We start from the raw sequence: 21,119 nt of genomic DNA, 5'->3' as shown, positions 1-21,119 counted from the left end.
ATGAGTGATAAAAATATGATTGGTTTCGAACAGGGCGAAAAGATGCCTGAAATTCTAGGTATGGGGCCAATTCCTCATATCCCAGGGAATATCAGGACTCAGATTGTCTGCCTTAATGATTTTACATTTCTGTTAAATTTGCAAGGCGATTGGACTATAGAGGAATTGAAGGATTTTAAGGGGAATGTCACATTGGATATTGCAGAAATTGGAAACGTGATGGATATTATTTTGAGTTTTGATGGAAGTTATTATGAGTTTGGATACCATGCTGCAAATACAGCTCCTGAAATTGAATTTCACCATCTGGGAGAAGGGCAAGCTATGGCATTCTTTATTGTTATTACATCTCAAGATTCAACAATCCTTGACCATCGTATCATTTCTCTTTTGTCTGATAAACAGAGCGACGCTTTTATTGACTTATTAAATGAACAAAGAGAAAAGAACTTAAGCGAGGAAGAATTTAATAAAGAATATGATAAGCTCATGAATGAAATGTCCATTGAAGAAATCAAAAGCAATGCATTCATTCACTGTGACTATAAGAAATATTCGATGCTAAACAAAACAAACAAGATAGCAAGATAATCGCTATCTTTTTTTGTGGATTAAATGCATAGATTATGATAAGATGTGAATGGATAATTTACAGTCCAGCCGAAGGGCGAATCCATATCGGAAAGTGTTATGGCGATTACGATATAGCTATAAGGAGTTTGAGGTACGACTACAGCAATAATTCCTATGGTTGTAAAATTGAACATGGAATTGGGATTTATTTCCAAAAGAGGAGTAAAATTATATGGCAGACAATATATATTTTTCATATGATATTGCCTTGAAGAATCTATCTATCGACGAACAGTATCAATTAGATAGAATTTTTCGTAATTGTAAGCAATTGAATGATATTATTATTGAAAATATAAATCAACTCATTACAGTATTAGAAGAAAGACTATCTGAAAACAAAAAGGAATATGCTTTTATCTTAAAAAATATAGAAGAAACTGATACCGATACTACAGAATTAGAAGAAAAAAGACAAGATGTTATTGATAAGATGAATAAAATCAAAAAAGATTGGCTTGAAGAAAACAATATAGATAAAGGTGGGACACATCGTTTAGATAGATTTGTATCCAATATAAGAAAAGAGCATGGCTTTGTTGGGAAAGTCCCTCATACGACAACATTAGTTATCGGGATGAGACTCAATCAGGCATTAGAAAAGTATCTTTTTGGTAATGGAAAGAGAATTAATTTTAAGCCATTTTATGATTTTAGATATATCACATCTATGGCTCAAAAACTTGATTTTATTGTAAATTTTGAAGATAATACATTCACATTAAATCCAGGATTTTTTAGAGACGGCTCAATAAGCTGGAAAAACAAACGTAAAAAGCACTGGAAAAGAGTAGAACAGAGATATCAAAACTATTGTAATAATTTAAAGGATGGGAAGATTCCTATTCCCTATGATAAATGGAAGAAAAGGAAAGAAAACCGATTAAAACCTGGCTATTATTACTTGACTCTTCCATTGGATATAGATAAAAATAATGCATATATTCAAGATTGCATCCAAAATAGCGAATTTAGATATGCTGGATTAAAAAGGAAACTGAAGAATGGAAGATGGACTTATTATGCATGTATCACTGCCAAAGGAAAATCTCCTGTCCTTAAAGAAAAACAGTTATTATCTTTTTTGGTAGAAGAATTGACAGATACATATGAAGTGAAAATAGATATATACGGCCCAGAAGTTGAGTTGTTTGCTAAAAGCAACGATGAAGAAAAAGTCGAATCCTTTGAATTAGGGTATGATTCTTTAAATAAACGCATGAAAACTTTGTCGAATATAGACAGATATATGGAAAATAGTCGTATAGTTACAAATCCTGACTGCTATCAGGAGGATGGACAGAAAATAAAGGGTCAAAAGATACATACACATTCAAAAGGGTATAACATAATCCGTACAAAAAGAAAATACCAGTTTGATTGCCACAGCGAAACACTCAAAAATCGCTATAATCATCTTGCCAAATACATTGTGACGCATTATGGAGCAAATATCAGTCTTGAAATCATAAAAAAAGAAAACATGAATGTCAGAGAGAAAAAGAATGAAAGAAGAAAAGTCCTTAAATATTCTCAAATGACATTTATCCATGCATTGGAAAAAATAGTAGCTGATATAGGGATTGGACAGGTCAATATCATAAAAAATAAAAATGAGCAGAACAATCAGGAAAATATTGAAGACAATACTGAAGAATAATGATATCTTTTCTGTTTTGTGATAAAATATAAATGTAAACTTAATACGAGACATAGACACATCAAATGGTGTGTCTTTTTTTTATTGTCAAAGGAGATGAAAAAAATTGAAAAAATACAATAAGTTTGCAAAGTATAAGAAAATACTTCTGGTTGATTGTGAAAATGTTGGATTTTCTTTAGAAATCATACCAGAGGATACATACGCTTTTATGTTTGTATCGCAGTCAAATAAGTTATATCACTTTGTACCTAAGAATATGGAAATCGTTGATATTAGTGAATACAAAAAGGGCTTGGTAAAAAAAGCAAACTATATGGATTTCTATATAATGTACTTTCTGATGAAAAAAATAAAGAAATGGAAAAATAAGGATATTGTCATCATCAGCAAAGACAAGGATTTTGAAGGTGTAAGAAATATCTTATTGCAGGAAAATTTGGTTATAAAGTGCTTTAAAGGGACTCTCAATCAATATTTATATGGAAATGTTCAAGTCATGAAAGAAATTGAATATCAGAAAAATCACAAAGTAAGCAAAGAAAAAGAAATAGCGGGCATTAAAGTTCCAATTTGGTGCGTGAATAAAATGACAAATGCTACAAAAAATGAACTTTCTCATTGGGCGAATATGAAAGACTTAAAGATTCATTTATCTAATGGACAAAGAAAAATATTTATCTATACACATACAGATATACCTATCTCTCAGTTACATATTGATATTGTCTATGATATATACACACGATTATATGAAGTCAGAAACTGTGGACACTTTTCTTATCAGACATCATCATTAGAAGATGCTAAAGATGTCTATAAAAATCATGTGGAAACTTTAACAGATATGTCAAAGAAATATATCAGCTATGACATCTTCAAAAAAGCTAAACCTATACTCCCATATATTGAAATTTCCTCATCTACTGGAAAGCCATTGTATGACAGTATGTGTGAGTTCATGAATGAAGATGAAGCTTATGAGAAATATTTTAGATTTATTGAAGATTTATCAATATAAAAGAGGTTAAAAAAGATGAAGAAAGGAGATTTGGTCAAATACCGTAAATATCCATATTACAGCTATCATATTTATCGCATCAAAGAGGTCACAGAAAAGACAATTACACTTGTTCCAGGATTGAATTACACATTATTCAAAATGATAGAAATCCCATATAAAATCAAGCAAATACCTGAACTTTTTTGTCCTCTTTCAGCTGAAGAAATTCAGGAATTTGAAAAAAGAGAGTTTGAACATGCTTGCTATCAGGCATGTACAGAAATAGATTTGTTGGAAGAGAAATTAGAATCTCTCAACTCCCAGACAGATTCTCATAGAATCAATGGAGAAATCTCTATAACTCTCAACAAAATCAATACAATTTTTAACAGAATAGGAGGAAATTATGAATTACGAAACATTTCAGAATAGATATAAAGAAGGCATCTACAAAGCTGAAGATAATTTCTGGGTTTGTGATGTCCGCCCAAATGAAGAAAATCCAGTAGGGGATTATAGACGAAAGTTAAAACCTACTGAAGCTATTGTTTTAGAAAAAGAAGATGGTTCACTTTATTTTGTAAAACCTAGAAAGGATGGAAAGCCTTCAAAAACCACCATATCTATCACTGGACCAGTCTTATACGCTGTTCCTTTCCAGGTATTTGAAACACAATGGGAAGCAGAGAGCTATTATAAAAAGAAACTGAAAGAATATTTCATGGATGTGAATAGACAATTTGATGGATTCAAAGCAACATGTGAAGTGGTTTTAGGTGGAATATTGAATGAGTTAAAGGAAATGGAAGGTGTCTGATGAGATATTATCATGGGACAACTGATGTATTTGTTATAGATGATGGAATTCTAAAACCACCTATTGATACAGGAATGATAAGAGAAGACTGGAGAATGAAGCTTCTGGATAAAGTCTTTCTAACAACTTCTCTGGTATCAGCTAAAAGATATTCTAGAAAGGCAGCCAAACGTTTTGGAGGAAGTCCAATTATTTATCTTGTAGAGCCAATAGGATATTGCTATAACAACTGTATGAATGAATACATTGCAGACAAAGCAAAGATAATTGATAAAGTAGAGGTGGCACAGAAGTGTCATCTTTTTTTACCCAATTGAGTAATAAAGTGTTGACCTACTCATTTGGGTAGGATATACTGTAGTAAAGGAGTGTAAGGCTATGGAAAGAAAAAAGATAATTATATTCGAACAACATTTTGCTTATATAAGCAATGAATTATATGAACTGTTCATGCAAAAATCTAAAGTTAAAGATATGACGGATTTCATAAAAAATGAAGCCTATAAGGACTTTGATATCGTTCTTAAAGATTTTAAAGATTTAAAAAAACTGAAAGAATTGATTAAAGAGAACCAATCTTACAATAGTCCAGCTGACTGGTTAAGAGATAAAATTAGAGACCATCTCCAACTAGGCGTATATAAAAAGTATATTGACGATATGGTGTGTTTAGCTGATATTAAAACCGAAAATGATATAAAGAAATATAAAAAAAGAGGGTACAATACACAGATTACAGCCCAGGATTTTCATCAAAAATATCCATTACTGGATGTGAATAAAGTGTTTTATGATAATACTATTTTAAAAAATATGGTGTATTACGACTCTGCAAGATATGCGATGGTTGAATTGTATTGGGGTTATAATCCAAATAAGGAAAATAAACCAGAAAATTATGAATTATTTAATCCTGCTATAAATATGGGTGTTGAGGAAGGTATTTTGAAGAAAATTGATTTCATTTATGAAAATTTTAAAGAAGGAAACTATGAATACTTTACTTATCTTAATTTCCCATTTTATAGAAACGAAATTCTGGATATCATCATTTCAAATAGCAGTGATGAAAAAATGATAAAACAGTTAAGAAACTGTCAGAATATAGAATAAATGATTATGAAGGAACTAAACTAGGAGACATATATGGATATCAATGAAATATTTCAAAAAGCAAATACGGGAAACATCAATGATTTAATTCCCATTAAAAACATTGAAAATCCCTTCGAATATTTTCAAATCGGTGAAACAGATTTACTACCAACATATGATAAAATATGTCAATTATATGGCAAAGACATAGCTAATAACTGTTACTATTTTAAGGGGCTATTTCCAGAAGTTGTTTATTTCAATAGAGACACGTATGTCATTGTCAAACTGACAGGTGCTATTTTAATGCAAACTCCTAAAGAAGAACTGGAAAAGCATATTGAGTCTCTGGCTAAGGATATAAAGAAAGATGGTTTAGAAAAACATCAATTCCTGATACCATCTGAATTTCAGATATCTTTAATGAATTATTATTTAAACACACACTCTATTCATGATTATTCATCATTTATAGAGCTGTATATGCACAATGAATATAATTTTTCTCAGCTTTCCAGAGATAAACTAAACAAAATCTTCCAACAACCTCATGATAGAATTGGACAGAAATTCATTAATTCTTTATCAGATGTTGTCACTATTTATAGAGGAGAAGGAGATAAGTCTACACCAGTAGATAAAGCCCTGTCATGGACCTTATCAAAAGAAGTCGCTTTCTTCTTTGCTTGTAAAAATAGCAATACTGGTTCCTCAATTTATACGGCACAAATAAAAAGAGAAGCCATTCTTGATTATCTTGATGACAGAAATGAAAAGGAAATTCTTGCATTTCCAGAAGATGTAACAATTCTCAATAGAATTGACTTACCATCCGTTATTGAAGTGAGTGAAACATATGCACAGGAATTCTCGAATGTCCAATATGTTTTTCAGCATATCTGTGAAGAATATAATGAGATTTTAAAAGGTATTTTAGGAGAATTTCCAGACCATGATATAAATCATCTTTATAGAGTATCTATCTTGAGTGGATTGATTCATGAACTTGTTAGAGAAGACTATGACAATTTAAATGATACAACACTGGTGCATGTGATGATGGCTGGTTTATTCCATGATATTGGTCGAGAAAACGATGGAGAAGATATTAATCATGGGAAAAGAAGTATCGAATTATTAGATAAACATCATATTCATATAAGTAAGGATATGCGTCAAATCATTGAATATCATTGCAAAGATGATATTCAATTCCCTCAATGTTCTTCAAAAATTCAAATTATGTATCAGATACTTAAAGATGCTGATGCGTTGGACAGAGTCAGATTTGGTATTAGAGCATTGGATACTCGCTATTTAAGGTTAGAAATATCTAAATCATTAGTATTTTTTGCACATCAATTGTTACATTATAAGCTGTATGATGAAACAGATTAAACAATGTTGAAATATGTTTGGAAAAGAATATTTCTTCAATTAAAAATGAAAATTAAGGGTCATGACAATCAAGTCATGACTTTTTCATTTACCAAATCGTGATTTAGTAAATTCGAATTTAGTAAAAAATCTTTCCATAATCCCTCAAAACCCTCAATATATTATATAATATTCTTATGGTATAAATAAATCAATGGAGACATCGTCTCCTTTTTTTATGGAGGTGAACCATGAGAAAAAGGAAAACATTACATATATTTGGAATCAGTATGTTTCTGTCTTCTCTTTGTATTGCTGGCGCTTTATCCAATCCAACCAAAGCCGAGAATATTTTGAATGGACCAGAGATGACAGATTATATGATACTTATTAATGAAGAAGGGGAGATTGAAACCATAGATTACGATGAAATTACCCCTGTAGCTAAGCCCAAAGCGAGAGCCATATCAACCCTGTCAGATTCCCGTATCTCCTATGGAGTTGTCTATCTTAATTCCAAGGCACATGACGGCAAGGCTTATCTGACTTTTGATAACGTCAGCAATCCTGGATATGACGGGTATGTAACAGGAAGTTATGGTAAGGATGCTGCCTATATCGGCACTTACAATGGCAAGGTTCGTGCTATGCAGTCGGGAGTTGTCATGGAGTTTGATGCAAGGGATGTCAGTATTGTAGACTATTCAAAAGCTGATATATCTCATTACTACATCAATGATGGATATCTCTATCATAAATATTTCTATGGTAAAAGTTCTTCAAGTGCCCAGAGAGTCGGTTATGAATTGGATTACATGAGTGAAGGAAAGAAATATTACAGTTATGATGGTCATTACTTCTATACAGATTATAAGACTATGATAGATGATTATCAGGATGGAAATAGAAATCATGCCATCAACTCTCAAAATCCTTATTATAACTATTTTCAATTCCTATCTCATAGAAGCAAGACAAGCATTACAGCCAGTCAGTTTGATAATATCACAAAGGCCAATTCAGAAAGCACATCAAAGATGAGAGGATTAGGCAACTCCTACATCTCCCATCAAAATACTTATGGTGTGAATGCATTGCTGATGTATGGGGTATCAGCAAATGAATCTGGATGGGGTGAAAGCAGTATTGCCATGAAAAAGAATAATCTCTTTGGACATGGTGCTGTTGACAGTAATCCATATTATGGAGCAAATGGATATGAAACGCCAGCTGATAGCATTAAATATCATGCAGAAGTCTTTATTTCCAATGGATATCTTGACGCAGAAGATTGGAGATATAATGGGGCACATCTTGGTGATAAGTCTTCTGGTGTCAATGTCAGATATGCATCAGACCCATATTGGGGTGAAAAGGCAGCTTCAGTCTACTACTATAACGATTCAGGATTAGATGATTATGGAAAGTATACGATTGGTATCATAGAAGGTGTTCAGAAAGGATATAAACTCTATCAATCTCCTTCAACTTCTAAGGTCGTGCATACTATAGGAAGTGGTAAGAGTCCACGTACATATAATTTACCTGTCATCATTCTCGGTGAAGTCAAAGATACAAAAGGGAAAATCTGGTATAAGATACAGAATGACACAGCATTAAATGCATCAAGAACTGATTTAGATTATGATAAAAGATATGACTTTTCAAGAGATTATCTCTATATTCCTTCTGACAATGTTCGTATTGTCAAAGGAACGACACAGAAGACATATTTGCCAGGGGATGTAAATGGAGATGATAAGGTTTCATCCCTTGATTACATCCAAATCAAGAATCATATTATGAAGACCAAGGTTTTGACAGGTAATTCTCTTACAAGAGCAGATGTCAACAAGGATGGAAAAGTGTCTTCTTTAGACTATATCAAAATAAAAAATCATATCATGGGAACAAATAAACTGTTCTAATGGAGGTGTTCAATGTATAAAAAAATTATAGGATTATTCTTATTTTCAATCATGATGCTTGGCCAGATGATTCCTGTTCAGGCGGCCAGTTTTTCAGTCAAGGCAAGCAAATCTACCATATCCCCAAATTCAACCTTTACAGTTTCCATTTCAACACAAGGGGCAGGTCAATTCAATGTATCTGCATCCAATGGAAAAGTATCTAGTGGAAGTGTTTGGGTTGATGGTAGTGGGAGTGTATCTGTTACAGGTGGAAGCAGTGGCACAACAACAGTGACGGTCACAGCTGTTGATGCTACAGGATACGATGAAACTCCAATTACAGGAAGTCATACGGTAAGTGTCAAAATTAAGACACCATCAAGTGGTTCAAACAGTTCATCAAGTCATTCGTCTTCACATTCTACATCTGGTAGTTCAAGCAGTTCAACAGTGACAAAAAAAGAACCTGAAGTTAAAAAATCTAGTGAAAACAATTTATCATCATTATCTATTTCTACTGGAAAACTCAGTCCTGCATTTTCTAGCGATAAGACAAGCTATCAGGTAGACTTGACAAGCGATGTTGAAGATATCACAATTACAGTCAAAGCTAAAGACAGCAAGGCCAAAGTGTCAGGGACTGGTAAAAAAGAATTACATATTGGTGAGAACATTTTCAAGGTAACTGTTACAGCGGAAAATGGAAGCATCAAAAGATATACATTAAGTGTCATTGTAACTGAAAAACCTACACAGTTTTTAACATATGATAATCAAAAACTAGGAATTCTCAATGATTTATCAAAGACTGATGTATCAAAAGGATTTGATAAAACAACAATAAAAATTGATAATAAAGATGTGACAGCTTTACAAAATAAAGATATGGGACTAACTTTATTATATTTGCAAAATGAAAAAGAAGAAACAGGATTCTATATCTATGATACAAAGAAAAACAAAGTTCTTTCGCCATTTGAAACTATCACTGTCAATGGAAAGATATATATTATTGTAAGTCCTGACAACATACCAGATTCCATCAATAATCTTGCTAAAACCACAATCAAAATAGGGGATAAGCAAGTGAATGGATGGAAATTCAACGAAAAGGAATTGTCTTCTTATAGCATTGTCTATCTGATGAATGAAGATGGTCAGAAAAATTATTATAGCTATGATAAAGAAGAAGGAACATTACAAAGATATACGATTATAGATGACAATACCAGCAATAATCTCACAGCATACATCTTAGCTGGCACTACTGGAGGATTCTTCATAACAACTATCATCTTCTCTGCGCTTTATTATACATTCAAGAAAAAATCCATTGCATCTGTTAAAGCATACTATGAAAGTAAAAATTACTAGTTATATTCATGAAACGGGACATTTCTTCAAAGTCTGTTTTACTAAAATCTACGATTTCTTCAAAGCCTTTATAAAGATTGTGAAAGGAATATCTCATTTCTTTTTTGACAGATATTATGTGATAGAGTTTATGAAGGGGAAGGTGAGGTTTGTTACAAAAGAAAATGACTGGGTCAATATGAATATGCAAGATAGAGAAAAGTTCATATTCATAAGAAAGGCAACAAAAAAAGATGTACTTTCGCATGTACATCTAAGTCCGCTGAATATCAGTAAATATCTGGAGATGCTCTAGGCATCTCTTTTTTATGAGTTAGCAATCATTGACAAAACATCATCAAAGGACATCCTGTTCATGTCATTAATATATTTTTCCATACGTTTAGCGTAATTTTCTTCAGATATGTTTTCTGGTTCATCTAAATGAATAGTTTTTTCTATGACAGGACTATATTTACCTTCGTCATTTCCATAACCCAAGTAGTCTGTATAATATACAAAGTGTTGCTTGTTATCTTCATCTGTATGTAAATATAATGAAAGTCCTAGATTGATATTATTCTTTTCTACCATAATAGAATTAATAAGTTTAACTGACAATATTTTCCCTCCGCCAACAACAAAAGGAGTCTATGAGACTCCTGTGGCAAATAATAGTATAACACGAGAGACTGTTTTTGTAGTAAATTTTTGAAAAAATATAAACTGTTTTTTTAATATGCAACTTCGTATAATATGGATTATGCTACGATTTTAGATAGAAAATAATGGCTTTTTATGATAGAATAAACGAAAAGATATAGAAAGGACTCCATTTATGAAATTAAAAGATGCCATAGAAGAATATAGATTGTATTTGAATGTTGAAAAGAATGCCAGTAGAAATACAATAGAAAGTTATTTATCTGATTTGAGCAATTTTCAATCCTATCTAAAAACCATCAACATCACTTCTATTGATGACATTACAAGGGACCATATCTACTCATATATCCAGAATTTAGATAGACAATTGATAGATTCTTCAAAGAGACGACATCTCACATCTATTAAAATGTTCTTCCGTTTTCTTATCAGAAACAATTATACAACTCATAACCCATCAGAATATATAGATTCTCCTAAAAAGCAACAAAGACTCCCTCAAACCGTTTCTGGGGATGATATGAGGATTTTAATTGATTCTATTCAAGTAAATGATGAAAAGGATTCAAGAGACAGGACAATGATAGCGTTAATGTATGCAACAGGAATCCGAGTCAGTGAATTGTGTGGAATTAAGTTATCTGATGTTTCTCTATCACACAACACTATCAATATCATTGGTAAAGGTGATAAAGAAAGAATTGTTTTCTTTGATGATGAAACTCGCTCTATTCTTTATGATTATTTAACAGTGTATCGAGATAAATTCTTGAAAAAAGACACTCAATATATTTTTTTACTTAATAATGGCAATCCAATGACAAGAAAACGATTCTATAACATCTTACAGAAACGTGTTGCTATGAGTCCATTATCTCAACGTATTCATCCACATATGTTAAGACATACTTTTGCTACAGAATTGCTAAATAACGATGCTGATTTACGTTCTATACAGGAACTTTTAGGGCACAGTGATATTTCAACAACAACTATCTATACACATGTTAATAATAAGAAAGTCATTGATGAATACAATCATTTTCATCCAAGAGCAAAAAAAAGAAGAGACGAGTAATCGTCTCTATTTTTCATATCCAGCCTGAATCAGAGCATTTTCTAAAGTATTTAATGGATAGGTATTATCATCATTGAAATCAGAAGCATTTAAGTTGAACATTTGAAGTATTTCATTGTTTTTGTCAACTTGAGTTAAGTCAATTTCAATAGACACACCAATTTTATCACTAGAAGAAATGTCTTTTACAACAATTCCTTTTTCATCTGTATCAAATGAATCCAATAATAATCCTTTCACATTCTCTTTAGCCTCATCACTAACTTCACCGTCAAATGTATATTCTATTGTATCAGCTAACTTATCAACTTTTTCATCATTATAATAAAGAGTCATTTCTTCAATTCCAGACACATCGACATCTTCCTGAGCACCAATCATATCTGAAGGTATTGTCATAGAATCTTCATATGTATATGTTGTTGAAGAAACCCCTCCACAACCAACTAATAGACAGGTCATTCCTGCCAATAATATTTTCTTTATTTTATTCATGTTTTCCAACCAGATATTTGATAAGTGAAATAGCTCCTACAAGTGCCAGGATACCGCCTGCTGCTAAAGCAACATGCTTTTTGTCAACTTCTCCTACCCTCTCTTTCCATTCTACACAGTTCATTCTTGTACCTCCATAATCATCTGCAATCATTTTTGCAGGAAATATATCTTCAATCTCTTTAATGCTATCAGTATTAGGATTAACAAATACCTTTGCATATGTAAACATATCATTAGAATTGGATATTTTAGCCCATTCCTGAGTAATTGACTCATATAAATCTGAATCTTTACCAGTATACCCAATCTTAAATTTATTTGTACCTAGACAAGCTATGACATAGGTTCCAGGTACATCCTTAAAAGCACTTAAACCACAAATATATTTAAATTCTGGATGTTCAATAACGAAAGTAAGCAAAGTATCATAGAATGCCTTTGATTTTTCACTATCTCGACTTATATCATCAAGGTCAGTATGACTATAGGCATTCTTTAGAATCGTGTCCCTTTTCAACCCCTTCATCTTTAACCTCTTTTTCTTCTGTTTGTGATACTTCTTCAACATGAGATTCTTTGCTTGTATCTGACTCGTTTTCTACAATCTGTTCAGTGGTTTTATCCTCTGATTTTTGATTAGTCTGTCTTTTACTCTTAGGTTCCCATTGCCAAGCAAAGAACCATAGTACATAAAGACCTAAAAGCAAGATAACATCAAGCCAGCCTGCCTGTATGCCAAATGCCCCATTCTTGACGATAACAAATAACTGATATGTCATTGAAATGAGTCCCATCCAGATTCCAACTTCGCATCCTTCATAGATAAAATTAAGTATTTTTCTTTTCAATTGTAACTACCTCCGGGCTTTGCCCATATATTATATTTTATCACATTAGATATCATTTTTATGATTTTACAATGAGTTTTGAGTGTATTAGTACAGTCTTCTACAATTGTACATGTAGTTATACCAATATCCTCCAGGGGCGATAGAAGACACTTTCACACACTGGTTGGCATACTGTCCTCTCGTTCCACTACCACTTCCAGATGCATGGACAAACTGCTGATTTCCTATATAGATACCGATATGTGCAACGCCACCACCATAGCTAAACGTGATGACATCACCGGGCTGAAGATTGCTATATGACACGGATTTTCCACTTTGAGAATATCCTGCTGCAGTCGTTCTACCTATCATAATTCCTGATTGCCTATGCGCCCATGCAACAAGTCCGGAACAGTCAAAATACTGTGCATTTGAATTATCAAGGCCTTGACCATCTCCATATCCTCCTCCTGGAGCTCCCCACCAATATCTACAACCCTGTCTTGTTAATGCTTTATTCGCAATTTTTATGCCGATTTCACTAGAAGATGTGCTTGATTGTCCATTTGAAGGTTTTGTAATCTGTCCAACATTCGTACTTGATTGTTCTTTTAATGATTCTTCAAAGAGTCTAGTGAGGTTCTTATCAATTTCTTTTTGAGCATCAGAGAGTTCAGAAGATTCCTGTTGAGAATTTTTTAGACTTGTCTTCTGCTTAGCGAGTAATGATTCATATTTCTTCTGTAATGTTTTATTTTCCTCTTGCTTCTGTTCGAGTTTTTTCTTTTTTGACTGCAAGGTGTTTTGTTGAATTTGGAGAGTATTATATTGTGTAGATAATTCATCAATTTCTTCCTGGTCTGCCTCTGTCAATTCCTTAATGCCTTTGGCTCTTCTATAGGCTGTCGTAAAATCCTGTGCTCCCATTATGAAATAGAGGTAATCATTAGAATTAGAAAGGCTTTGCATCGCATATAATCTATCTCCTAGTAGTTCCTTTTTTTGAGAAATCGTTGATTCTAAGTCTTTGATATCTTGTTCTAATTGTTTGATATCTATTTCCAGTGTGATGATTTCCTGCTCATTTTTTTCTATCTTATCTTTAATCGCATTAATATCATCTGAAGTTTCAGAAATATCCTGTTTTGTTTCAGAAATATCTTCACGGACCTCTTTGCTTTTCTGTTTCAGATATGTATTGAATTTTTTGCAGATATTTTGCTGACTTTGTGATAAAGACTTTGAAGAACATAAGGTAATATATTTGTCTTCATCTGTTTCAAAATCACTATCAGCAAATACTGGAGTTAATGTAGTAATAATCATGCCGACTATAAAACCTATAATAACCATTCTTTTAGTAGATTTTTTCAAATGCATCGCCTCCTTTCAAACAACAAAAAAAAGACTAACAAGTAGTCCTTTCTTATATTTTATCATATTATATCTCTTTTTTAGACTTTTTCATGGAATAAGTATCTAATGAATCAACTATCTTCAATGATGCAATAAAATCAACAAAAACCTCTTTTTGTTCATCTTCAGAAAGAGTAAAAAAATAATCATGGAATTTCAAAGCCTGATTGCATAACATATCCCTATCCATATATTCATCAATCATTTTTGTTATAGGAAAATAATCTTTTTTTATAGGCTTTTGACCAATTAATTGCTTTAAGCAATTATTGATGACAATCGTTTCTTCTATCCCTAAAATATTGATGATATCTTCCCGATGGATATTCAAGTTCTTAAAATTGAAGACATCATTTTTTTCTTCTTCTTTGAAATAGGATTTGACAATGAGGATGTTTCTATCAAAAGAGATAAAAACTTCTTCTAAATTCTGAAACATGAACATGACATCACTCAATAATGACAAAACATCTAAAATAGCTACTTCTTTTGCATTTTCATCAAGTTTATATACTCTTTTCCATTCATTCTTGACAGTTATATTATTCTCTTTAACGTTTATCCTAATATAATCATCCGATTCTCTGGCATTCCATAGTATTGTTGACATATCTAACACTCCTCAATGTTTTCCATTATATATTAGCCCGCCATAAAAATAAACAAAAAAGAGTCTTTTGACTCCTACATTTCTATATAATCCATTTCTTTGATTCCATAATCAATTAATATATTTTTCGGCCCATCATCTGGATAAATAATTCCTGTCATAACATAATCATATGTCTTGTTTTTATGAAAATCTTCGTTAAATTCTAACTCGAATGTATCTGCATTGAAATGATAATGAATGCTTTCATCACCATTCAAGTCATCCAGTACAGCTTGTCTGATTTCTTCATATGCCTCTTCTTCGTCTTCTCCAAATGCTACTCCTATAAGGACGTGCTTTCTAATCTGTTTATCAATATCCCCAAAAGAACGGTATATACAATACTTTTTCATCATTACCCCCTGTAATTCCAATACTTTCCTATTTTCTTGTCGAAAACATCCTTCATTTGTTCTTCTGTATAGAAATCAAAGTTTTCATTCACGGCATATAAGACATCTCTTATCATTTCAGGAGACAATTCTAAATCCTCCAGACTTTTAATCACATATCCCATTGCTTCATTATTTGTCATATAAATTGATACCTCCAATTGCTGTATCTATTATATAATATCTGACAAAAACAGACAATAAAATCCATTCATAAAAAAAGAGGAGTCTTTTCAGATTCCTCTTAAATTCTATTCAGATTCTTTTTTTCTTTTCATTGCAAATGCAATACCTAACATTGATACAAAAGCCAATCCTGCATATAAACCAACATTTGTATCATCACCTGTTTTGATAATGACTTCTTTTTTGTTGAATAATGAGATATGTTGGATTTCTGCAGTATTTTGCACTGTAAAAGTGACAGGATTCATTGTTGTATATCCATCAGGAGTTTTGATTTCTCTGATTGTATATTCTTGACCAACTGTTAATCTGTCAATTCTGAACGCTTCTTTTCCAGATGTCCATGTTGCCACAACATTTCCATCTTTATCTGTCATTTCAAACTGAGCTCCTTCCAAAATCTTATTATCATCAGTATATTTCATGATTTCTACTTTTGTATAATCATCTTTCATAGTGACTTTTTGAATGTCTCCGGTTTCTTCAACTGTAAATTCGACACGTTCTGCTATTAGGTATCCGTCTGGAGCACTTGTTTCTTCTAAATAGTAATCTCCTGGTTGTAAGACATTTTCAATGTAATGTGGCTTACCATCTGTTACCCATTCAGTAATGATGTCACCAGTTTCTTTGTCGATGATTTGAAGATGAGCACCTTCGATTTCTTCACCTGTTGTGATATCTTCTTTAGAGAACTCAACTTTTGTAAAGTCATCTTTCATGATTACTGTTTGGATTTCTCCAGTTTCATCTACATGGAACTTCACATCTTCAGCTTTGATATATCCTTTTTCATCCACTGATGTTTCAACTAATGTATAGTCATGATTTGGTTGTAACACGTTTTCAATAAGAGTTTTCTCTCCATTTGTTACCCATTCTTTGACAACTTCATTTGTTTCATCATCAATGATTTGTAAATGTGCATTCTTGATTTCTTCACCTGTTACAATATCCTGTTTAGAGATTTCAACTTTAGTATAGTCATCTTTCATTTCAAATGATTGAACTTCAGTTGTATCTTTAACAGTAATGAATACTGGTTCAGCTTTTAGATATCCTGAGTTGGCTGGAGTAGATAATTCTACAATAGCATATTCTCCTTCAGGGATTCTGTCAATGCGATGTGCTTTGTCAGTTGTCATCCATGTTTCATATGTTTCACCATATTGAATTTCTCCATCTTCAACAGGAACGATGGCTAAAGTTGCTCCTTCAACGAATTCATTTGTATGAAGATTTGTCTTGCTGATTTCAATCTTATGGAAATCATTAGCTAACTCAAATGTCTGAGTATCAGCTGTGTCTTTAACTTCGATAATCATAGGTTTTGCAACAGTATATCCATCAATAGTTGAAAGTTCCTTTAATAAGTATTTACCAACTGGAATTCTATCAATTGTATGAGTCTTGTCTGTTGTTAACCAAGTTTCAAAGCAAGCACCATAATCAACTTCTCCATTATCTAAAATTGGATATAAAGCAAGTGTTGCACCAGCTAAGTTATCCTTAGTTTCAATATCTACTTTGTTGATTTCGATATGTGTAAACTCATCTTCAATGTAGTAATATTGTGGTTCTAAACTATCCTTAACAGTGATAAGTGTATCCTTAGCTGTTACGTATCCATTATCAAATGGAGCAACTGTTTCTCTGATTAAATATTTCTGATTGATTTCTAATCCATAGATTGTATGAGCCTTTCCATCTGTTAACCAAGTTTCAAAACATTCACCTAAGATAGGCTCATTATTTTCATCAACTGGATAGATGGCCATTGTAGCTCCAACAACATGATTCATGTCTTCATCGTATTTAACAACAACTGTTTCAGTTAATTTATTCTTCATTTCTACTTTCTGTACTTCTCCTGTATCTTCTACAGTGAAATAGATTGTTTCTGCTGTTGTATATCCTGTTGTAGGATTTAATTCTACTAAAGCATATTCTTTTCCAGGCTCTAGTCCTTGAATCATATGTGGTTTATCAGTTGATACCCAAGTATCAAATGCTTCACCTTTCTGAATTTCACCATCAACAACTGGATAAACTGCTAATGTACTTCCTGGTAATTCCTCACCAGTTGTAATGTCAGATTTGCTGACTTCTACTTTTGTGATTTCATTGAAGAAATCCTGAGATAATGATACCTTGTCTTTTTCTTGTCCAGCATATGTTGGACTATATGTTAATGTAACCTTATTTGATGAGTATCCAATAGGAGCTTTTAATTCTTTGACTTCAAAATCAAATTCTAATGGGAAATCTAATGTAAATTGAGCTTTACCATTTTCATCTGTTGTCACTGTCTGAAGTAATGTTCCTTTTTCTACAATCACAGCACCTTCATGATTTGTAATATTTTCCTTTGCATAGATACCAAACTGTGCTCCTTTTAAAGGAGTTTGATTATCAGCATCTTTCTTTACTGTTTCAATGTCTACTTTTTGTCTTTCATTTTCAAAACTAGCGTTGTCAAATACAACTGCTGTCACTTCATCTTTATAAACAAGAGAAACGTCTTGACTTTGAGGGTTGATAACAAATCCATTTGGAGCCTTGTATTCCTTAACAGTATATTCACCTAGATATAACTTGCTTGAAGTTGCATTTCCAGATGCATCAGTCGTTACTGTTTCTACGATATCACCAGCTTTATATTTGATTGTTCCATCGTTTGCTGGGTCCATGATATTTTCTCTAGCTATAATTTGATATTGTGCATTAGCTAATCCTTTGACAACATAAACAAAATCATCATCATAACTATCTAAAACTTCACCTTCCTTATAAACTTTAATCTGTCCTTTTACTGGTTGATTGGCAAATTTGACTTCAGTCATAGCAACTGTTGCATCAACGTCAGTTTCAGTGCTTGTAAAGTTATCTGAAGATATAGTGAATTTTAATGGAGTATTAGAGATTAAATATTTATCAACAGAAGCAATTTCTTCTAACTGATAAGTACCAGCTCCTAATTTTTCCTGTAAGATAATATATCCTTCATCATTTGTAGACCATCTATCTACAACTGTTGGTACTGGATTCCATTGAGTATATTTAATGTATTCTCCAGCTTCAAATTTGACACCATTGACAGCAACATCTGTTAAAGCCTTAATTCTGAATGTTGCCCCTCCTCTTTGAACAGTCTTTCCAGATTCTGAATCAGTTTTCACAATCTTCAATAATGATGAGTATTCTTCATCAATAACTGTCTTATTTGAGAAATGTTGAGGTGTTCTGCTGTCTTCTGTAATTTCAACAAAGAAATCCTGTGAAGTATTGTAGTTAGCAGGTGTTTTTGTTTCTCTTACACGATAAGTTCCATATGGAAGTTCAATACTCTTTCCATATCCTTGACTATTTGTTGTAATCGTACAATATGTTGGGGCATTGTCCCATCCTAAGCGTTGTACATCGCTTTCAAGTTTAACTGTAAATTCAGCACCTTGTAAAGGTTTTGCAACACCACTTTGTCCTGTTTGATGTCCGAATTTCTGTAATTCAAATGCCTGTTTTTTAATTTGTTCTGTTCCTTTAACTGTGGCATCAACTAATTCAACAGTCTGTCCAGCATAAGTTAAAGAGAAGTTATAAGTTTCACTATTTAACAAGTAACCTTCACTAGGTGAGATTTCCTTTATATAATAATCACCTAAATATAGGTGTCCAAATTCAATCTGACCGTTAGCATCAGTTTGAGCTGTCGCCAGTAATGTACCTGCAGTTGCCTGAACATTTTTAACTGAAAGGTTGCTTCCTTTTAAAAGCTTAATTTCATTAATGCTTCCAGCTGTTTGATTATATGTTACAACTCCTGTTTTTGTATCTTTATGAACAATGTTGTTTCTTGCATATAATCCATAGGTAGCATTTCTACGAGTGGCATCACCTTGTGCTCCATCTCCATTACCATCTACAATAGAAGCTGATTGAGAACCATTATCTAATTCTTTATCAACCTTTGTAAATTCTACTTGACCTCTTACAACTTTATCATTGACAGTTGTACTTGCATCAGTAATAGATACATTTTGTCCTGCATAGCTTAATGTAACGTCATAAGTTGCTGTATTTAAAAGATATCCGTTTGGAGCTTGATATTCCTTAACGTAATAATTTCCTAAATATAGTCCACTTAAACTAGCTTCCCCATTGCTATTTGTTGCAGCAAATGTTGCAACTTCATCACCAGCGTGGTATAAAATTCCTTTATGACCATCTGGATGAGAAATATTTGTTTTTGCATACAATTTGTAGATAGCATTTGGAACGGTATTGTTAGTTTCGCTATCTTTTTTTACAATACTGATTGTTCCTTCCTGTCTATGGTTTGTTAAACTCATAGTTACTGTTCCACTACCAGTAATGGATTTTGTAACAGTATCTTTATCAGGATTTAAATAGTATTCAGTACGCGTTTTTGTTTCAACAGCTTTATATGTGTGTTTTTGATTGGCAGCATTTTGTGCAGCTTCTTTTGCTTTTTTAAGAGCCTGTTCTCTACACCAAGCTTTTGCTTCAGCTTTACTACTAAAGTCAAAGTCTCCAATTAAACCTTGATTTGGAATTGATAAATCATCATATCCTTCATAATAGGTAGCACTAACTGTAGCACTTCTTGTATAATCCTGTGAATATGATATACTAGCTCTTCCGCTTGCATTTGTTGTTTTTGTTCCAATTTTTTTGTTATCACGATAGAAATCAAATGTTGCGTTTTGTAATCCATTTGATGTTTCATCATCTGTTTTTGTTAAATTAACAGTTACTTTTTCAGTAGCAGTATATTTTTCTGTAGCTGAAGTTTCATCTCCACCAAAAGCAACTGGTGAACCCGTTTCTCTTGATACTAGACGTTGATATCCACCTTTACCACAATCGTATAAATAATAATTTCCTGTTGTTGGTTGACCCATAATAGATGCAACTGTAGTTGTAAGTTTCATAATTGCTAATATTTGGTCGAAACCTCCAGCAATTCCAAGATTTTCCTCTAAATCAAGTTGCTCTATAACATCTAAAATAACAGAAACCTTATCTCCTCCTTCTCTGTCTGCCCATATATACCCACTCGTAATTGCTCTACGAACTTCACTAGAAGAATACTCTTCTTTTGCTATATCACTATAATACCAGTTTAAAACTTGTATAATATCAGAATCAATAGCAGAAGAATCATCAACACGAGCATATTTTGTTCCACTTGTACATCTATCTCCTAAGTCAATACAGAAAGCTTCTGTTCCATCTAAAGATAGATTATAAACCGGTGTCGATTTTCCTAATGATGGAATGGTAATATTACTAACAAGACTAACCGAAGCTGTTGCTTCATTATACAGGTCTACAGCCTCTGCCTGTATGGGTGGAGTCACTGTCAAGCCAGTCATAACCATTGCAAAGGCTAATAACGATTTACCTAAAATGCTTGCTCCTTTGGTGACTCGTTTACATACCTCTTTTAGCAATTTAATTCACCTCCTTGCTAAAATATTTTGATTTTTGTTGTTTCAAAAAACCAATAAAAAACATAATTTATTTTTG

Annotated in this window: 20 protein-coding genes; 11 read left to right on the top strand and 9 right to left on the bottom strand. The window is 32.5% G+C overall.

Going from position 1 to position 21,119, the window contains the following annotated elements:
* The 10 genes from B5E87_RS04935 (at window position 1) to B5E87_RS04890 (ending at window position 9,869) form a co-directional block, all read left to right on the top strand.
* Window positions 1-591: a hypothetical protein gene (locus B5E87_RS04935; RefSeq protein ID WP_087243811.1), complete on the top strand. Its 591-nt coding sequence runs from the start codon at window positions 1-3 to the stop codon at window positions 589-591.
* Window positions 592-805: 214 nt separating this feature from the next.
* Window positions 806-2,293, top strand: a complete 1,488-nt coding sequence (locus B5E87_RS04930; RefSeq protein ID WP_087243810.1) for a hypothetical protein — start codon at window positions 806-808, stop codon at window positions 2,291-2,293.
* A gap of 106 nt (window positions 2,294-2,399) precedes the next feature.
* Window positions 2,400-3,314 (top strand): PIN domain-containing protein, encoded by a 915-nt coding sequence (locus B5E87_RS04925; RefSeq protein ID WP_087243809.1) that lies wholly within the window; start codon window positions 2,400-2,402, stop codon window positions 3,312-3,314.
* Between the two features lie 15 nt (window positions 3,315-3,329).
* Window positions 3,330-3,728 (top strand): hypothetical protein, encoded by a 399-nt coding sequence (locus B5E87_RS04920; RefSeq protein ID WP_087243808.1) that lies wholly within the window; start codon window positions 3,330-3,332, stop codon window positions 3,726-3,728.
* The gene (locus tag B5E87_RS04915; protein ID WP_087243807.1) at window positions 3,703-4,113 is read left to right on the top strand and encodes a hypothetical protein; all 411 of its coding nucleotides are present in this window, start codon (window positions 3,703-3,705) and stop codon (window positions 4,111-4,113) included. Before B5E87_RS04920 ends, B5E87_RS04915 begins: the two co-directional genes overlap by 26 nt.
* On the top strand, window positions 4,113-4,430 hold the full coding sequence (locus B5E87_RS04910; RefSeq protein ID WP_087243806.1) for a hypothetical protein: 318 nt from the start codon (window positions 4,113-4,115) through the stop codon (window positions 4,428-4,430). Before B5E87_RS04915 ends, B5E87_RS04910 begins: the two co-directional genes overlap by 1 nt.
* Window positions 4,431-4,491: 61 nt before the next feature.
* Window positions 4,492-5,226 (top strand): hypothetical protein, encoded by a 735-nt coding sequence (locus B5E87_RS04905; RefSeq protein WP_087243805.1) that lies wholly within the window; start codon window positions 4,492-4,494, stop codon window positions 5,224-5,226.
* A 33-nt stretch (window positions 5,227-5,259) separates the two neighbouring features.
* Window positions 5,260-6,606 (top strand): HD domain-containing protein, encoded by a 1,347-nt coding sequence (locus B5E87_RS04900; RefSeq protein WP_087243804.1) that lies wholly within the window; start codon window positions 5,260-5,262, stop codon window positions 6,604-6,606.
* Window positions 6,607-6,836: 230 nt separating this feature from the next.
* A complete protein-coding gene (locus tag B5E87_RS04895) occupies window positions 6,837-8,513 on the top strand; it encodes a dockerin type I domain-containing protein (protein ID WP_241147132.1) in 1,677 nt (558 codons plus the stop codon).
* A 12-nt stretch (window positions 8,514-8,525) separates the two neighbouring features.
* Window positions 8,526-9,869, top strand: coding sequence for a cadherin-like beta sandwich domain-containing protein (locus tag B5E87_RS04890; RefSeq protein ID WP_087243803.1), 1,344 nt, complete (start codon window positions 8,526-8,528; stop codon window positions 9,867-9,869).
* A gap of 306 nt (window positions 9,870-10,175) precedes the next feature.
* Here B5E87_RS04890 and B5E87_RS04880 read toward each other — a convergent pair whose 3' ends face one another.
* Entirely contained in the window at window positions 10,176-10,469 is a 294-nt protein-coding gene (locus tag B5E87_RS04880; RefSeq protein ID WP_087243801.1) for a hypothetical protein, read from the bottom strand.
* A 217-nt stretch (window positions 10,470-10,686) separates the two neighbouring features.
* Here B5E87_RS04880 and B5E87_RS04875 point away from each other — a divergent pair, with 217 nt between their 5' ends.
* The gene (locus B5E87_RS04875) at window positions 10,687-11,592 is read left to right on the top strand and encodes a tyrosine recombinase (RefSeq protein ID WP_087243800.1); all 906 of its coding nucleotides are present in this window, start codon (window positions 10,687-10,689) and stop codon (window positions 11,590-11,592) included.
* Window positions 11,593-11,598: 6 nt separating this feature from the next.
* Here B5E87_RS04875 and B5E87_RS04870 read toward each other — a convergent pair whose 3' ends face one another.
* The 8 genes from B5E87_RS04870 to B5E87_RS04835 form a co-directional block, all read right to left on the bottom strand.
* On the bottom strand, window positions 11,599-12,087 hold the full coding sequence (locus B5E87_RS04870) for a hypothetical protein (protein ID WP_087243799.1): 489 nt from the start codon (window positions 12,085-12,087) through the stop codon (window positions 11,599-11,601).
* A complete protein-coding gene (locus B5E87_RS04865) occupies window positions 12,080-12,616 on the bottom strand; it encodes a hypothetical protein (RefSeq protein WP_087243798.1) in 537 nt (178 codons plus the stop codon). The genes B5E87_RS04870 and B5E87_RS04865 overlap by 8 nt, the downstream gene beginning before the upstream one ends.
* Entirely contained in the window at window positions 12,573-12,938 is a 366-nt protein-coding gene (locus B5E87_RS04860) for a hypothetical protein (protein ID WP_087243797.1), read from the bottom strand. Before B5E87_RS04860 ends, B5E87_RS04865 begins: the two co-directional genes overlap by 44 nt.
* Before the next feature lie 87 nt (window positions 12,939-13,025).
* The gene (locus B5E87_RS04855) at window positions 13,026-14,297 is read right to left on the bottom strand and encodes a C40 family peptidase (protein WP_241147131.1); all 1,272 of its coding nucleotides are present in this window, start codon (window positions 14,295-14,297) and stop codon (window positions 13,026-13,028) included.
* Window positions 14,298-14,364: 67 nt separating this feature from the next.
* On the bottom strand, window positions 14,365-14,949 hold the full coding sequence (locus tag B5E87_RS04850; RefSeq protein WP_087243796.1) for a hypothetical protein: 585 nt from the start codon (window positions 14,947-14,949) through the stop codon (window positions 14,365-14,367).
* A 74-nt stretch (window positions 14,950-15,023) separates the two neighbouring features.
* Window positions 15,024-15,344, bottom strand: a complete 321-nt coding sequence (locus tag B5E87_RS04845; RefSeq protein WP_087243795.1) for a hypothetical protein — start codon at window positions 15,342-15,344, stop codon at window positions 15,024-15,026.
* Between the two features lie 2 nt (window positions 15,345-15,346).
* Entirely contained in the window at window positions 15,347-15,526 is a 180-nt protein-coding gene (locus B5E87_RS04840) for a hypothetical protein (RefSeq protein WP_087243794.1), read from the bottom strand.
* Window positions 15,527-15,634: 108 nt separating this feature from the next.
* Complete coding sequence (locus B5E87_RS04835) at window positions 15,635-21,043, bottom strand: SpaA isopeptide-forming pilin-related protein (RefSeq protein WP_087243793.1); 5,409 nt, start codon at window positions 21,041-21,043, stop codon at window positions 15,635-15,637.
* Window positions 21,044-21,119: the final 76 nt, after the last annotated feature.

It is taken from the genome of Massilimicrobiota sp. An142, from assembly GCF_002160725.1.
GTDB lineage: Bacteria > Bacillota_I > Bacilli_A > Erysipelotrichales > Coprobacillaceae > Allocoprobacillus > Allocoprobacillus merdigallinarum.
Note: the sequence above shows the minus strand (reverse complement) of the source record. Positions and strands in the feature narration are given on the sequence as shown.

Coding starts and splice junctions, on each gene's coding strand:
- B5E87_RS04930 (WP_087243810.1), top strand. CDS start 806: ATGGCAGACAATATATATTTTTCATATGATATTGCCTTGAAGAATCTA.
- B5E87_RS04870 (WP_087243799.1), bottom strand. CDS start 12,087: ATGAATAAAATAAAGAAAATATTATTGGCAGGAATGACCTGTCTATTA.
- B5E87_RS04875 (WP_087243800.1), top strand. CDS start 10,687: ATGAAATTAAAAGATGCCATAGAAGAATATAGATTGTATTTGAATGTT.
- B5E87_RS04920 (WP_087243808.1), top strand. CDS start 3,330: ATGAAGAAAGGAGATTTGGTCAAATACCGTAAATATCCATATTACAGC.
- B5E87_RS04895 (WP_241147132.1), top strand. CDS start 6,837: ATGAGAAAAAGGAAAACATTACATATATTTGGAATCAGTATGTTTCTG.
- B5E87_RS04865 (WP_087243798.1), bottom strand. CDS start 12,616: ATGAAGGGGTTGAAAAGGGACACGATTCTAAAGAATGCCTATAGTCAT.
- B5E87_RS04890 (WP_087243803.1), top strand. CDS start 8,526: ATGTATAAAAAAATTATAGGATTATTCTTATTTTCAATCATGATGCTT.
- B5E87_RS04905 (WP_087243805.1), top strand. CDS start 4,492: ATGGAAAGAAAAAAGATAATTATATTCGAACAACATTTTGCTTATATA.
- B5E87_RS04910 (WP_087243806.1), top strand. CDS start 4,113: ATGAGATATTATCATGGGACAACTGATGTATTTGTTATAGATGATGGA.
- B5E87_RS04915 (WP_087243807.1), top strand. CDS start 3,703: ATGAATTACGAAACATTTCAGAATAGATATAAAGAAGGCATCTACAAA.
- B5E87_RS04840 (WP_087243794.1), bottom strand. CDS start 15,526: ATGACAAATAATGAAGCAATGGGATATGTGATTAAAAGTCTGGAGGAT.
- B5E87_RS04900 (WP_087243804.1), top strand. CDS start 5,260: ATGGATATCAATGAAATATTTCAAAAAGCAAATACGGGAAACATCAAT.
- B5E87_RS04850 (WP_087243796.1), bottom strand. CDS start 14,949: ATGTCAACAATACTATGGAATGCCAGAGAATCGGATGATTATATTAGG.
- B5E87_RS04935 (WP_087243811.1), top strand. CDS start 1: ATGAGTGATAAAAATATGATTGGTTTCGAACAGGGCGAAAAGATGCCT.
- B5E87_RS04845 (WP_087243795.1), bottom strand. CDS start 15,344: ATGAAAAAGTATTGTATATACCGTTCTTTTGGGGATATTGATAAACAG.